Annotated in this window: 14 protein-coding genes; 6 read left to right on the forward strand and 8 right to left on the reverse strand. The window is 70.9% G+C overall.

The window, feature by feature from the left end; genetic code table 11:
• Positions 1–221 (forward strand): hypothetical protein (locus AB0C27_RS00005; protein WP_357835251.1); only part of this gene is annotated, 221 nt, incomplete at its 5' end.
• A 16-nt stretch (positions 222–237) separates the two neighbouring features.
• Here AB0C27_RS00005 and AB0C27_RS00010 read toward each other — a convergent pair.
• Together AB0C27_RS00010 and AB0C27_RS00015 are read right to left on the reverse strand one after the other, a co-directional pair.
• Positions 238–1,335: an AI-2E family transporter gene (locus AB0C27_RS00010; RefSeq protein WP_357835254.1), complete on the reverse strand. Its 1,098-nt coding sequence runs from the start codon at positions 1,333–1,335 to the stop codon at positions 238–240.
• Between the two features lie 201 nt (positions 1,336–1,536).
• Positions 1,537–2,382 carry an alpha/beta fold hydrolase gene (locus AB0C27_RS00015; RefSeq protein ID WP_357835257.1) on the reverse strand — a complete coding sequence of 282 codons (846 nt, stop codon included), beginning with the start codon at positions 2,380–2,382 and terminating at the stop codon, positions 1,537–1,539.
• A gap of 192 nt (positions 2,383–2,574) precedes the next feature.
• On the opposite strand from AB0C27_RS00015, the gene AB0C27_RS00020 reads away from it, so the two are divergent.
• A complete protein-coding gene (locus AB0C27_RS00020) occupies positions 2,575–2,877 on the forward strand; it encodes a hypothetical protein (protein WP_357835260.1) in 303 nt (100 codons plus the stop codon).
• A gap of 31 nt (positions 2,878–2,908) precedes the next feature.
• Here AB0C27_RS00020 and AB0C27_RS00025 read toward each other — a convergent pair whose 3' ends face one another.
• From AB0C27_RS00025 to AB0C27_RS00040, 4 genes are all read right to left on the reverse strand, one after another.
• A complete protein-coding gene (locus AB0C27_RS00025; RefSeq protein WP_357835263.1) occupies positions 2,909–3,883 on the reverse strand; it encodes a LysR family transcriptional regulator in 975 nt (324 codons plus the stop codon).
• 100 nt (positions 3,884–3,983) lie between these two features.
• On the reverse strand, positions 3,984–4,985 hold the full coding sequence (locus tag AB0C27_RS00030) for a fatty acid desaturase (protein WP_357835266.1): 1,002 nt from the start codon (positions 4,983–4,985) through the stop codon (positions 3,984–3,986).
• An 18-nt stretch (positions 4,986–5,003) separates the two neighbouring features.
• Positions 5,004–5,315: a UBP-type zinc finger domain-containing protein gene (locus tag AB0C27_RS00035; protein ID WP_357835269.1), complete on the reverse strand. Its 312-nt coding sequence runs from the start codon at positions 5,313–5,315 to the stop codon at positions 5,004–5,006.
• Between the two features lie 168 nt (positions 5,316–5,483).
• Complete coding sequence (locus tag AB0C27_RS00040; protein ID WP_357835272.1) at positions 5,484–5,840, reverse strand: hypothetical protein; 357 nt, start codon at positions 5,838–5,840, stop codon at positions 5,484–5,486.
• A gap of 364 nt (positions 5,841–6,204) precedes the next feature.
• Between AB0C27_RS00040 and AB0C27_RS00045 the strand changes: the two genes are divergently transcribed.
• The 4 genes from AB0C27_RS00045 to AB0C27_RS00060 all read left to right on the forward strand — a co-directional run bounded on the left by AB0C27_RS00045 (position 6,205) and on the right by AB0C27_RS00060 (position 11,014).
• A complete protein-coding gene (locus AB0C27_RS00045) occupies positions 6,205–7,212 on the forward strand; it encodes a glycosyltransferase family 4 protein (protein ID WP_357835275.1) in 1,008 nt (335 codons plus the stop codon).
• A 198-nt stretch (positions 7,213–7,410) separates the two neighbouring features.
• Positions 7,411–8,541 (forward strand): glycosyltransferase, encoded by a 1,131-nt coding sequence (locus tag AB0C27_RS00050; RefSeq protein ID WP_357835278.1) that lies wholly within the window; start codon positions 7,411–7,413, stop codon positions 8,539–8,541.
• Positions 8,542–8,576: 35 nt separating this feature from the next.
• On the forward strand, positions 8,577–9,542 hold the full coding sequence (locus AB0C27_RS00055; RefSeq protein WP_357835281.1) for a glycosyltransferase: 966 nt from the start codon (positions 8,577–8,579) through the stop codon (positions 9,540–9,542).
• The gene (locus AB0C27_RS00060) at positions 9,539–11,014 is read left to right on the forward strand and encodes a glycoside hydrolase family 130 protein (RefSeq protein WP_357835284.1); all 1,476 of its coding nucleotides are present in this window, start codon (positions 9,539–9,541) and stop codon (positions 11,012–11,014) included. The genes AB0C27_RS00055 and AB0C27_RS00060 overlap by 4 nt, the downstream gene beginning before the upstream one ends.
• A 34-nt stretch (positions 11,015–11,048) precedes the next feature.
• Here the strand turns inward: AB0C27_RS00060 and AB0C27_RS00065 are convergent, their stop codons facing one another.
• A complete protein-coding gene (locus AB0C27_RS00065) occupies positions 11,049–12,131 on the reverse strand; it encodes a hypothetical protein (protein ID WP_357835287.1) in 1,083 nt (360 codons plus the stop codon).
• The gene (locus tag AB0C27_RS00070; protein WP_357835290.1) at positions 12,128–12,973 is read right to left on the reverse strand and encodes an acetylxylan esterase; all 846 of its coding nucleotides are present in this window, start codon (positions 12,971–12,973) and stop codon (positions 12,128–12,130) included. Before AB0C27_RS00070 ends, AB0C27_RS00065 begins: the two co-directional genes overlap by 4 nt.
• Positions 12,974–12,977: the final 4 nt, after the last annotated feature.

The following is a 12,977-nucleotide window of genomic DNA, read 5'->3' on the forward strand; positions in this document are numbered from 1 at the left end:
AGCAGCTGCTGGCCGACCGCGGCTACGACCCCGTCATGGGCGCCCGGCCGCTGCGCCGGACGATCCAGCGCGAGCTGGAGGACTCCCTGTCGGAGCAGATCCTCTACGGCGATCTCCGGCCCGGTCACATCGCCAAGGTCACCGTTGACGCACTCGGGTTCGTCTTCACCACCGAGGACGAGCCCAGCAGGCCGGATCGGAAGGTGACGGCCCCCGCTTGAGATCGCGGCGGGCCCGTCAGCCCTTCTGCTCGGGTTCCTTCCCCTGAGGCACGGCCCGCGCCGGCGGTTCTGGGGGTGGTCCTGGGGGCGGTCCTGCCGGAAGGGGGATCGGATCGTCCTTGAAGAGCTCGGGCACGGCGCGGTAGAGGATGGCGGTGATCGGCACGGCCACGACGGCGCCCGCGATCCCGGCGAGGATGCCGCCGACGGCCAGCACGATGATGATCGCCAGCGGGTGGAAGTGCAGCACCCGGCCCACGATCAGCGGCTGGAGCACGTGGTTCTCCAGTTGCTGCTCGACGATCAGGATGCCGATGAAGATCAGCGCGTAGATCGGGCCCTTCGCGCCGAGCGTGACCAGCGTCGCGACCGCGCCGGCGAACAGGATGCCGACGATCGGGATGAAGCTGGCCAGGAAGATCAGCACGGCGAGTGCCGCCCAGAGCGGGACGCCCATGACGGCCAGCACCACGCCCATGAGCACGCCGTGCACCGCGGCCACGGCCACCGTGCCCTGCACGTAGTGCGACAGCGTGGTCCAGGCGGTCCGCCCGGCCCGGTCGACCCGCGGCGCCATCCGGCCGAACGCCTTGAGGAACCAGGACCAGATCTGGTCACCGTCCTTGAGCAGGAAGAACGTCACGAACAGCAGGAGCACGATCGAGGCCAGCACCTCCACCACGACCACGGTGCCCGCCAGGACCGTCGAGGTGATCTGCTGCTGCCGCTCGGTGACGAACTTGGCGATCTCGTCCACCCAGCCGCTGAGCTGGATCGGCTCCAGGTGCAAAGGACCGGTGTAGAGCCAGCCCTCCACCGTCTTGGCCGTCTGCCTGACCTGTGTCACCAGGCCGGGGAACTCCTCGTTGGCCCGGACGCCGACGATCCAGCCCGTCCCGCCCAGCACGGCGAAGGCGACGAGCATGGTCACCCAGGTGGCGTAGATCGGCCGCAGGCCCGACGCGTGCAGGCGCCGGGTGAGCGGGAACAGCAACGCGGTCAGCAACAGGGCGACCGCCACCGGCAGGGCGACGATGCGCATCGTCGCCACGAAACCGAACACGTAGTTGGCCACGATGCCGATGACGATCAGGCACGCGCACCACGCGGCCATCCTCGCCAAGGTCGCAGGAACCAACCGCAACAGGCGCTCCTGACGTGGATCCATATCCGTGAACTTCCCCACCGGCCGGAGATAGGCACTCTTTCAAGCTTCAAACAAGGGAAATGCCGGAGAGCAGCCCGGCAGGGGCCGCGCTCGCCGGGGCCGCCCTTCCGGCGGTCGGCGCGTGCCTCGCCGGCCGCCGGGGCCGCATCATCCGTCGTGCTTCGCCGGGTTGTTTCTGGCCTGTCGCGTGATGTGCCGTTGCGCCCAGTAGACGACGTGGTCGGCGACCTTCTCCCATTGGGGGGCACCGAGGGAGAAGTGCGGCATGCGGGCGAACTCCTGGTAGTCGGTGACCGCACGGGACTTGCGGTAGAGCTGGTAGATCGCCCGTACCAGCGTGACGGGGACGGTGTGGTCGGCGCCGCCGGCGATCAGGAGGAGCGGGGCACGCGTGTCGTTGCGCACATCGACCCGGGTGGCGGCATGCCGCCGCAGGTTGGCGGTGGCGGCCTGGAACAGCGGCCGGCCGGGGGCCGGCACGTGGTAGCGCTGGTAGATCGCCTCGGACTCCTGCGCGGTCAGGGTGTTGGTGAACGCGTAGTGGAACTGTTCGGCGCTGAGCGCCACGGTCCTGGACCGGTTACGGGGGTTGGCCAGGACCGGGAGGGCCGAACGCAGGCTGCTGAGCGGCAACCGCAGCACGCCCTTGATCGGGGCGGAGGAGATCGCGACGCCGGCGACGCCGAGGCCGCGATCCAGCAGGATCTGCGTGATCAGGCCGCCGAAGGAGTGGCCGACGATGATGGGTGGCCGCGTCTGCTCGCGGACGACCTTCTCGTAGAAGTCGGCCACTTCGGTCACGCCCAGGCCGTTCATGACGGAAGGATTCTTGCGCAGGGCTTCGACCTCGATCTCCATGCCCGGCCAGGCCGGAGCGGACACCTGGTGGCCGAGCGCGGTGTAGCGGGCTATCCAGTGTTCCCAGGCACGCGGGGTCAGCCACAGCCCATGAATGAGGACGATGGGACACTTGCTGTCTGTGCTCTCGTTCATGGGGTTTCTCCTGCCAGGTCATCGATAGGACAGCCGGTAGAGATCGGGATCCGCGCTGTCCCCTTCAGCGCACAGGAATGGACGGCCGAAGGAAACGGGCAATTCATGCACTGCTCATCTCCTGAGCTGATAACCGGAGCCTCGGATGACGAGACCGGACCTGCTCAGAGTTCAAGGACGGCAAGGTGAATGATGTCGAACACGCGACCTCCGCGGTGGGCGGATCCCGCCAACGGCGCGGACCAGGCCCTGGCCGGCGTCCTGAAGGCGATCGGCGAAGCCTCGCGAGCCCTCACCCTGCGGAACGCGATCGGCCTGGCCCGCACCGCCGACCGGCAGCGGCTCGCCGTCTACCTGGAGACGATGACGACTGACCAGCTCGCCGGAATGGCCGACGCCGCACAACTGCTCAGCGTCGAGGCCGGCCGGGCGCTGGCCAGGAGGGCCCGGGACGGGGGCGCGTCACCGGCCGGCGCGGCCTCCGGCGACCTCTGACCGCCTGCCCCTTCGTGACCGGGCGGCGGCGTCAGGCGGGAGCGTCCGTGGGGCCGATGGCGGCGCCCGGAGCGCCTTCGACGGATGCGGGCCCGGTGGCCGGGCTGACGGGTTCGAGCCAGCCGAGCCGCCCGGCCAGGTTCCGGGCGCTCTCGATGACGGCGGCGATGTGAGGTGAGGGGTTGTCCTGGTGCCACAGCAGTGACCAGGGATAGTGCGTGGCGGGCTCGATCAGGGGCCGCCAGGTGGTGCCCGGCCGGTTGGAGGTGCGGAAGGAGGAGGGGACGCAGTGCACGCAGCGATGCTGGAGGACGAGATCGGCGGCGGCGCGGCTGCTCTGCACCGTGCCCTCGTAGAGGGTGGGGGCGAACCCGGCCGAGCGGCACAGCGTGAAGACGAACTGGTTGAGCTCCGGCGTCTGTGACTCCTCACCGAGCAGCAGAAGCTCATCGGCCAGAGCGGCCACGGGTACGCCGTCGGACTCGGCGAAGCGGTGCTCGTCGGGCACCAGCACACCGAGCGGATCGAGCCTGATCAGCTTGGAGGTCACCTCGCCCGGAGCCTGGGATGCCTGCCCGATGGCGATGTCCAGGCGGCCGTCGGCCAGTTGCCGGTACTGCTCGGGGGTACCCGCTTCGACCTGGTGGATCGTGATGCCGAGATGGGTGCGCTGCAGTTCGCGCAGGATCTGCGGCATGGTGTCGTAACCCGCGTCGATGATGCCGGCGCGCAGCGTGGGTACGGGCGCGGCGGCGTTGCGAGCCACCTGCGCGGCCCTGCCCATGCGATCGAGGATCTGCCGGGCTTCGACGAGGAAGGCGGCACCGGCCGGGGTCAGGTCGACGTGGTGTGTGCTGCGGTCCAGCAGCCGCACCCCCAGCTCGCGTTCCAGCCGCTGGATCTGCTGGCTCAGCGCGGACTGCACGATGTGCTCGCGCTCGGCTGCCCGGCCGAAGTGCAACTCCTCGGCTAGCGTGACAAAATAGCGCAACTGCCGAAATTCCATACACACCACCCCTTCCCGGCCGGGCGGCGACTATCCGGGCCTTCTCCTCCCACTCTAAGTGCCACGGGAGGGCGTGGCCCGTGCGGACAGAGGCCGTCCGTCAGTCTCCAGCCGGGGCGCGAGCCTGATCCCGCCGGGCGACGCGGCGGCGTTCGAGGCGCTCCTGATCGGGCCAGTGCACGTTGCTCACCCAGCCCAGCCGTTCGAACAGGCCGATCACGGCGGCGGACGGGTCGAGCTGGCCGCGATCCACGCCGTGGCGGGCGCAGGAGGGCTCGCTGTGATGACCGTTGTGCCAGCTCTCCCCGAAGGACAGCAGCGCCAGCGGCCACAGGTTGGTGGAGCGGTCGTGCCGGCGCGTCTTGAACGGCCGGTTGCCGAGCACGTGGCACAGCGAGTTCACGCTCCAGGTGACGTGCTGCAGGAGCGCGACCCTGATCAGGCCGGCCCAGAGGAAGGCGGTCAGGGCGCCGTACAACGTGCCGGTGATCGCCCAGCCGGCCAGGAACGGCAGCGCCAGCGACAACGCGCACAGCGCGGGGAAGGCGCGCGCCACCCGCGTCATGGCCGGATCGTCCAGCAGATCAGGGACGTAGCGCTGGGCCGGGGTCTGGTCGTCGATGAACAACCAGCCCAGATGGGCGTGGGCAAGCCCCCGAAGCTGCCCGCGCAGGCCCGTGCCGTACCGGTAGGGAGAGTGCGGGTCGCCCGGCCGGTCGGTGAAGGCGTGATGACGGCGGTGCACCGCCACCCAGTCGATCACGTTCCCCTGAAAGCCCATCGATCCGGCGACCGCCAGCGCCACGCGCAACCATGGCCGGGCCGTGAAGGAGGCATGGGTCAGCAGCCGATGGAAACCGACCGTCACCCCCAGGCCGGTCACCGTATAGAGCACCACGGCGAGCAGGAGGTCGGTGAGCGTCAATCCCCGCCCCCACGCCAGGAAGATCGCGACGCCGAGCGCGAGGAACGGCGCCACCACGATCGCCCCTGTCAGTCCCACCTGGAGCCTGCCTGCCGGAACGTGCTCTTCCGCCTCGGGGAAGGGCGATGCGCCGTCGTAGTCCTGACGGCGTTCCACCGCCTGTTCGGAAATGGTCATAAGTCTCTCTCGTCTCGTCTACACGGTGCGGCGGTGCACGTAGCACCAGCGCCAGTTCGATCGCGATGCCAGGGTGGCGACGACCGGATGGTCGGTCTCCTCGTAGTGGGCGCGGGAGTGACCGCCTCGTGCATCGTCGGAACAGGCCACCCACCCGCAGGTCAGGCACACCAGCAACCGCGCCCACGCGCGGCCCAGCTCAAGGCATCCCTTGCATTCGGGCGGCCCGGGCTCCACTGTCGGAAGCTGGTCGATGTGATCACAGCGCGGGGCCTGACCGTTCAGGCCGGCGCGGTCGGTCGCGTTCGCTCCTTGTGCGTCCAGGGCCATGACGACCCCCTCACGATGACAGCGACGCAAGCTGCGCCGTCTGTTCATCCACCAGTCAAGGCGACCGGCGAACAGGCGGAAACGCGCAATCGCAGCAAGGCTCATCATCTGCCGCGATAAAGGGCCTCCCGGTGGACGTCGTCCGGTCCGGCCCCAGCACCGCCCGGCTCAGTCCTCCGGCTTCTCCTCGGGCGATTTCCCGTCGGCTCCGGAGTCGAGGAGATGGGCCCCGGCGTCGTGCAGGGTGATGCCGTGACCCAGCACGTGGCCGGAACCCGGCCCTTCGGATGTCACGCCGGTCGCCTTGAAGCGGGTGTCGCGGGTCGGGCCGTCGCCGACGAGGTGACCGCGCAGCCGATGGGCGCGGTCGTACACGGCCCACCGACCTGCGCCCACCTGAGGCATGGAGTCCGGATTGTCCTTGAGCCACTGCGCGTTGGCCGCGTGATCGGGCCGCTCGTCAGCTTCTTCCTGCTGGGAGGGGGCCTCTGTGGCATGATCTTCGATCCTGCGAGCACTGCTCATGTCGCGTCTCGCTCTCTGGTGATGGCTGTCGCCTCCGAGACGTCGAAGGAGCGTTCTCAGCCTTGCACCACAGGGTATGGCACTCGCCCGCCCCGCACAGGTGATCACGGGTGATGCGTGGCCGTGGAGCCTCTTGCCGCAGCTCCCCGGTCATCAGCCGTGGTGATGACCGCTTGCCGCATCAGCGGTTACCGGCCGGCGCACCGTGGCGTTGACTCGGCTGGGACAGGGCAGGAAGCCGAAGCGTGGGACGCGTCCGCGGTGGTCCTGCTGTCACTGCCATCGAGGGTTCTCGCGGAACCGCACCCCAGGGAGAGAAGGCGCCAAAAATGCCGGACATACGCCGGAGCGAAACCTCCGTCACGTGAGGATAGCGCTGCTGGGACCGATCGCCTGGCGCACGCCTCCACGTCATTACGGCCCATGGGAGCAGGTGACGAGCCTGCTCGCCGAGGGGCTCAGCGCCGCCGGGGCCGATGTGACGCTGTTCGCCACCTTGGACTCCGTCACCTCCGGGGCACTGGACGGTGTGTGCCCGCGCGGGTACGCCGACGATCCGTCGCTCGACGGGCGGGTGTGGGAGGCGATGCACGTCGCGCACGCGTTGGGCCGTTCCGGCGAGTTCGACGTCGTCCACAGCCATCTCGACTGGCTGCCGCTGGCCTTCGCCGAGCACTGCCGGGCGCCTCTGCTCACCACGGTCCACGGATTCTCCGGCATGGGCATCCTGCCCGCCTACGCCCGCGCCCGGTCCGCCTACGTGTCCATCTCGGACGCGGACCGTGCCCCTGAGCTGGACTACGTCGCCACCGTGCACCACGGCATCGAGCTGGACGCGTTCCCCTTCGACCCCGTGGGCGGCCGGCGACTGGTCGCGTTCGGCCGCGTTCATCCCGACAAGGGAACGCACACGGCCATCGAGATCGCCCGGCGGTCCGGGATGCCGCTGACGATCTGCGGCATCGTCCAGGACGAGCGGTACTTCGAGGAGGAGATCGTGCCGAAGATCGACGGCGAGCGGGTCAGCTTCCTCGGCTCCGTCGGGCCGGAGTCGCGTGGCCGGATCCTCGGCGGCGCCGCCGCGCTGCTGCATCCCATCGCGTTCGACGAGCCTTTCGGCCTGTCGGTGGTCGAGGCAATGGCCTGCGGCACTCCCGTCGTCGCCTACCGGCGCGGGTCGATGGCCGAAGTCGTGGATCCGGGCGTGACGGGTTTCCTGGTGGACTCACTCGACGAGGCGGTCACCGCCGTGGCACGCGTCGCGACGATCGACCGTGCGAGCTGCCGCGCGCAGGCGCGACGCAGGTTCAGTGCCGATCGAATGGTGGGGAGTTATCTGAGCATTTATCGCGAAATGTTAGGACAAAGTTAGCGACTGATAGTGTCGGGCGTACGCGAACCACGCCATCAGCTGATCGGTCGCGTCGGCCGGGCCCCCGAATGAGGACGGGCCCCCGGTGAAGTCTCCAGGTTCCCCCGCAGACGCGCAGGCAGACGGGTAGCCGTCTTCACCGAGCGAGCAGCACCCGAGTCCATCTTGGTGCGGCCGGATGACCGAAAGGCGAGACAGTTGGCCCTCACATACGGGTTTCTCAGCACCCACCCGCCCACCCAGTGCGGGCTCGCGACCTTCAACTCCGCCCTGGCCGCGCAGCTGGCCAGGGGCGAAAGGTCCGGCGGGATCGTCCGGGTCACCACGGAAGGTGACGACGAACGGCCGCAGCCCGGAGTCGTGCACACCTGGACTCCCGGCGGGCTCGGCGGCTGGCAGGGGGCGGCGACCGCTCTCGAGGACTTCGACGTGGCCATCGTGCAGCACGAGTACGGCATCTACCCCGGACCGGACGGTCAGGACGTCCTGCCGTTGCTGCGCTCCCTCACCGTGCCGAGCATCGTGGTCCTGCACACCGTCCTGGTCCGGCCCACTCCCCCGCAGAAGGCCCTGCTCGAAGAGATCGCGGACGCCGCCGGCGCGATCGTGACCATGACCGGCACCGCTCGTGACCGGTTGACGGCCGGTTACCGGGTGGATGCCGGCAAGGTGTTCGTCATTCCGCACGGGGCCGCCGACCACTTGCGAGTCCCGGCGCGGCGGCGCGCCCGTCCGCACCTGCTCACCTGGGGGCTGCTCGGCCCCGGCAAAGGGATCGAATGGGCGGTGCGCGCACTCGCGCTCCTGGCCGGCCTCGACCCCGCACCGAGCTACACGATCGCCGGCAAGACCCATCCCAAGGTGCTGGAGTTCCAGGGCGAGGCCTATCGCGAAGGCCTGCACGATCTCGCCGCCCGGCTGGGAGTGTCCGCGGCCGTGCGGCACGACCCCGTCTACCGGGATCAGGACTCGCTGAGCCGGCTGATCCGCTCGGCGGACGTCGTCGTCCTGCCTTATGACTCGGCGGAGCAGGTGACGTCCGGTGTCCTCATCGAGGCCGTGGCCGCCGGCGTGCCGGTCGTCGCCACCTCCTTCCCGCACGCCGTGGAACTGCTCACCAACGGGCCGGGGTTGCTCGTTCCCCACGGCGACCCCGCCGCGCTCGCCTCCGCCATCCGCCGCGTCCTCACCCAGCCCCGGCTGGCCCAGCACCTCACCGGGCGTACCCGCGCCCTGCTCCCGACGCTGCTGTGGCCGTCGGTCGCGGCCCGGTACGACGGGCTCGGCCGCTCGCTCGTCGCCGCGCGACCGGCCGCGATGCTGCCGTGAGCGCCGGCCCACCGGGTTTCGGGCATCTGCTCAGGATGAGCGACGACACCGGCCTGTTCGAGCACGCCCGGCACGCCGTCGTGCGCCGGGAGCACGGCTACTGCACCGACGACGTCGCCCGCGGCCTCGTCGTCGCCAGCCGCGAGCCCCACCCCGGCCGGCCACTGGCCCGGCTGGCCGAGTGCTACCTCGCGTTCCTCACCCACGCGCAGGATCGTTCCGGCGCGTTCCGCAACCGGCTCACCTTCGGCCGTCGCTGGATCGAGCCTCCGGGTGTGGGCGACTGGTGGGGACGGGCGATGTGGGGTCTGGGCACCGCGGCGGCCCGCAACGCCATGCCCTGGATCAGGGAGGAGGCGCTGCACACCTTCGTGCGCGGCGCCGAACAGCGCTCCCCGCATCCGCGCGCCATGGCCTTCGCCGGGCTCGGCGCGGCGGAGGTCCTGCGCACCACCCCGGACAGCACGGTGGCCGCCTCCCTGCTGATGGACGCCGTGGCGGCGATCGGCACACCCTCGGAGCAGCCCACCTGGCCGTGGCCGCAACCCCAGCTGACCTACGCCAACGCCGCCCTCGCGGAAGTGATCATCGCCGCCGGGGAGCTGAGCGATGACCGGCAACTGCTCACCACCGGCCTGCGCATGCTGACCTGGCTGTCGGACCTCCAGACCGAGGACGGCCGGCTCGCCGTCGTGCCCGCCACCGGCTGGCGGCAGGACGCGCCTCGGGCCCGCTACGACCAGCAGCCGATCGAGGTGGCCGCGCTCGCCGACGCCTGCGCCACCGCGGCCTGCGTGACCGGCGACGACGCGTGGCACGAGCGGGTACGACGGTCGGTCGCCTGGTTCGAGGGAGCCAACGACGCCCACGTCCCGATGTGGGACCCGGCGACCGGCGGCGGCTACGACGGCCTGACCGAGCACGGTCCGAACCTCAACCAGGGAGCGGAGTCCACCATCGCGCTGATCTCCACCATGCAGCATGCCAGGCGGCTCCCGTGACCATCAGGGATCTGGCCACCCGGCTCGGCCCGGCCCTCACTCCCGACCCGCGCCGAGTGATCATCAAGCTCTTCGTGCCCGGCGAGGACGCCGCGCTCACCCGTACCAGGGCCGCCGCGCTGATCGACCGCATCATGCTCCTCGACGAGGACCAGACCGCCGACATGCTCCAGGAGACGCTGCGCCGGTTCGGCGATCGGCACCACGACCTCGAAACGACCTTCGCCCATCACCACGACCTGGTCCGCCATCGCGTCCCGCGCGACGTCGGCCTGTCCCTGCCGGCCCGCCTCCTCGTGGGCGCCTACTTCAGTCACGAGTACGCCGTGGAGGGCGCGGCGGTGTGCAACCCCTCCATGGTCCCTCATCCCGACCAGTCCGGCCTGCGCCCCGGTCAGCTCCGTGTGGCGATCAGCCTGCGGCAGATCGGGGAGGGGCACCTGTCCTCGATCGGCTTCGCCACGGCGGTGCTCGGCCCCGGCTCCGAGCTGGCGATCGCCGACCGCTCGGGGACGCTGTCCGTCGGATGCCGGCGCCGCATCCGCCATCGGCGCGACCTGCTCGCCGCCGGGCTCAGCGACGGCGCCCGGGACAACGAGGTGACGGCCGCCGTCCTGCGGTCCCTGCCGGAACGCTTCGACGACGACGACTTCGAGCACGCGATCGCCCGGCTTCCCGGCGACCTGCTCACCCGCACCTCCACGCAACCGACCCTGGAAGAGATGCGCCGCGCTACGCACTCCGACTACGCCGTGGTCTTCCCTGCCGACCTCCCCCTGCACCGGCGCGTGCTCTGGCCCTCGACCGCGGCCGAGTCCAACGGCATGGAGGACGCGCGATTCGTCCGGATCGTCGACCGGGACGGCGCACCTTCGTACCGGGCCACCTACACCGCCTACGACGGGCGGCACATCCGCTCGCACCTGATCGCCAGCGACGACCTGCGTCACTTCGCGATCACTCCCATGCGCGGCCCGGCCGCCGTCAACAAGGGCATGGCGCTCTTCCCGCGACCGGTCGGCGGGCGGACGCTGGCGCTGTGCCGCTCCGACGGCGAGACCATCGGGCTCACCGCCCTCGACCGGCACAACAGCTGGCAGCCGCCGACGCCCCTGCACAGTCCCCGCCGGGACTGGGAACTCATCCAGGTGGGCAACTGCGGATCCCCCATCGAGACCGGCGCCGGCTGGCTCGTCCTGACCCATGGCGTCGGCCCCATGCGCGACTACTCCATCGGCGCCCTGCTGCTCGACCTGGACGAGCCGCACCGTGTCATCGCCGAGCTTCCCGGAACGCTCCTCACCGCCGACGGCACCGAGCGCGACGGCTATGTGCCCAACGTCGTGTACTCCTGCGGCGGCCTGCTGCACGATGACGCCGTGTGGTTGCCCTACGGGGCGAGCGACACCCGCGTCGGATTCGCCCGGGTGCCGCTCGGCACCCTCGTCAACGCGATGCGTCCACCGTGGTGAGCCACTGCGGTGATTCCACTGCGGTGAGCCACCGTCATGAGCGCAGGTGCCGGAGCAGGGTGTCGAGGACGACCGCGTCCTCCCCCGGCTCCAGCGTCTGCGGGTTCAGCGCGATCGCGTCGTCGGGGACGCCGGACACGCCGACCGCGATCCGCGGGTCCCCGTCCCACAGGGCTCGCACCAGCGCGTCCCTGGTCCAGCCGCTGGCCGGCCGCAGCCGGACGATCGCTCGCCCGTGCGGCTGGCCCGCCTCGCTCGGGTAGCCGCGCTCGGCGACGACGCCCGGCAGGCCGCGCAGGCCGGCGATCCACCGGTCGACGATCTGCTCGTAACCCGCCAGCAGGGCCCGCTCGTCCTGCTCCAGGGTCCATTCGACGGCGGCGTACAGTGCGAGCAGCTCTTCCTTGCCGACCTTCATGCCGCGCCCGATCTCCTGGTTCGGCGAGGCGTGGGCCCGGCACCGGTCGACGATCCAGCGCCTTCCCAGCACCAGCCCGCTGGCCTGGGGGCCGCGGAGTCCTTTGCCGCCGCTGAAGATCACGGCGTCGGCGCCGAGGTCCGTGGTGAAGTGCCACAGCGAGGAGACGGGCGGGATCTGGGCCGCCGCGTCCACGATCACCGGTACGGCCGGGTCGAGCTCCCGCGCGGCTCGGAGCACGTCCGCGATCGGCAGCGCGCCCGCCGCGTAGTGGGCGCCGGCGAACCACAGGACGCAGGCGGGGCGGCGGGCCAGGGCCGCCCTGAGCTCCGCGATCGACGGGCCGATCTCGACGACGCGGGCGCCGGTCAGGCGGGCCGCGTAGTCGTAGCCGTTGCGCTGACCGGTGAACATGACGACCTCGGCCTCGGCCGGGAACGCCTGCGCCGGGCCCCCGACGCAGGAGGCGACCGTGAGCGTGATCCCCGCCGCCGCGCCGGACGTCACGCAGGCCGCCTCGTTGCGGGTGAGCGCGGCCAGGCGCTCGCCGACCCGGTCGTGCAGTTCGGGCAGGTCGACGAAGCAGGCCGCGGCCTGCGTCATCGCCTTCAGCGCCGGGGGCGGCATCAGCGAGCCGCCCAGCGCGGTGAGCGTCGCGGAGGCGTTGACGACGGGCCGGACGCCGAAGGGGTTGCTCATCTGACGAACTTCGACATCGCCGGGACGCCGCAGAGCTCGGCCATCCAGGCGTCCAGGTAGTCGTTGTCGGTGCCGTCGAGATGGGTCAGCCGGTAGACGGTCGCGGCGGGCAGGGCGTCGATGAGGTCCGCGCACCAGCCGGGGTCGTCCACGGCGAGCAGCGTGCGGGCGGTCACGGCGGGGGCGTGCCGTACCGGGTCGAAGTAGGACAGGGTCTCGCCGATGGTCCGCTCCGACGAGCCGGCCCGCAGGTGGTCGTTGAGCTCCTCCAGCGGGTAGTGGCTCGACTTCAGCCGGGCCTCCATCGCCCGGTGGAACAGCAGCTCCGACAGCCGGACCGCGCTGAACCCCGGCCGCCTGGCGGCCGTCAGCAGGGCCAGGTCGTCGCCGCGCACGGCCACCCGCGCCGGATCGACCTCGGCCAGGCTCATCAGGAACTCCGCGGCCCGCAGGCAGTCCGCGGCGATCGCGCGATAGACGTACGATGCCGGGTCGTCGATGCCCATCGTGAGCAGCCCCGGGTACGCCGCCGCGAAGCCTTCGTCGGCCAGCCGCTGGCCCCGGTGCATCAGGCCGAACAGCACGTACCGGCTCCGGTCGTTCGGATGTGGCATGTCGTTGACGCTGCCGTGGCGCGGTATCTGCAGCAGCGCGGGGAACGGCCCGTCACCGGCCGGGATGCTCAGCCAGCCGGTGACGCGGTACGGCCCGACGCTGGTGAGCCGGACGGTGTAGCTGGTCGCCTCGTCCGTCGTCCGAGCAGGCACCGGGTCGAGCACGGGCCGGGCCGGGATCGCGGCCAGTTCCTCGTCCACGGCGGACCAGTAGGCGTCGAAGGTCATCGGT

The organism is Nonomuraea sp. NPDC048882, from assembly GCF_040649755.1.
GTDB classification, from domain to species: Bacteria; Actinomycetota; Actinomycetes; order Streptosporangiales; family Streptosporangiaceae; genus Nonomuraea; species Nonomuraea maheshkhaliensis.

Excerpts from the sequence above, each read along its gene's own strand:
- AB0C27_RS00010 (WP_357835254.1), bottom strand. The coding sequence starts at position 1,335 with ATGGCCGCGTGGTGCGCGTGCCTGATCGTCATCGGCATCGTGGCCAAC.
- AB0C27_RS00015 (WP_357835257.1), bottom strand. The coding sequence starts at position 2,382 with ATGAACGAGAGCACAGACAGCAAGTGTCCCATCGTCCTCATTCATGGG.
- AB0C27_RS00020 (WP_357835260.1), top strand. The coding sequence starts at position 2,575 with ATGTCGAACACGCGACCTCCGCGGTGGGCGGATCCCGCCAACGGCGCG.
- AB0C27_RS00025 (WP_357835263.1), bottom strand. The coding sequence starts at position 3,883 with ATGGAATTTCGGCAGTTGCGCTATTTTGTCACGCTAGCCGAGGAGTTG.
- AB0C27_RS00030 (WP_357835266.1), bottom strand. The coding sequence starts at position 4,985 with ATGACCATTTCCGAACAGGCGGTGGAACGCCGTCAGGACTACGACGGC.
- AB0C27_RS00035 (WP_357835269.1), bottom strand. The coding sequence starts at position 5,315 with ATGGCCCTGGACGCACAAGGAGCGAACGCGACCGACCGCGCCGGCCTG.
- AB0C27_RS00040 (WP_357835272.1), bottom strand. The coding sequence starts at position 5,840 with ATGAGCAGTGCTCGCAGGATCGAAGATCATGCCACAGAGGCCCCCTCC.
- AB0C27_RS00055 (WP_357835281.1), top strand. The coding sequence starts at position 8,577 with ATGAGCGACGACACCGGCCTGTTCGAGCACGCCCGGCACGCCGTCGTG.
- AB0C27_RS00065 (WP_357835287.1), bottom strand. The coding sequence starts at position 12,131 with ATGAGCAACCCCTTCGGCGTCCGGCCCGTCGTCAACGCCTCCGCGACG.
- AB0C27_RS00070 (WP_357835290.1), bottom strand. The coding sequence starts at position 12,973 with ATGACCTTCGACGCCTACTGGTCCGCCGTGGACGAGGAACTGGCCGCG.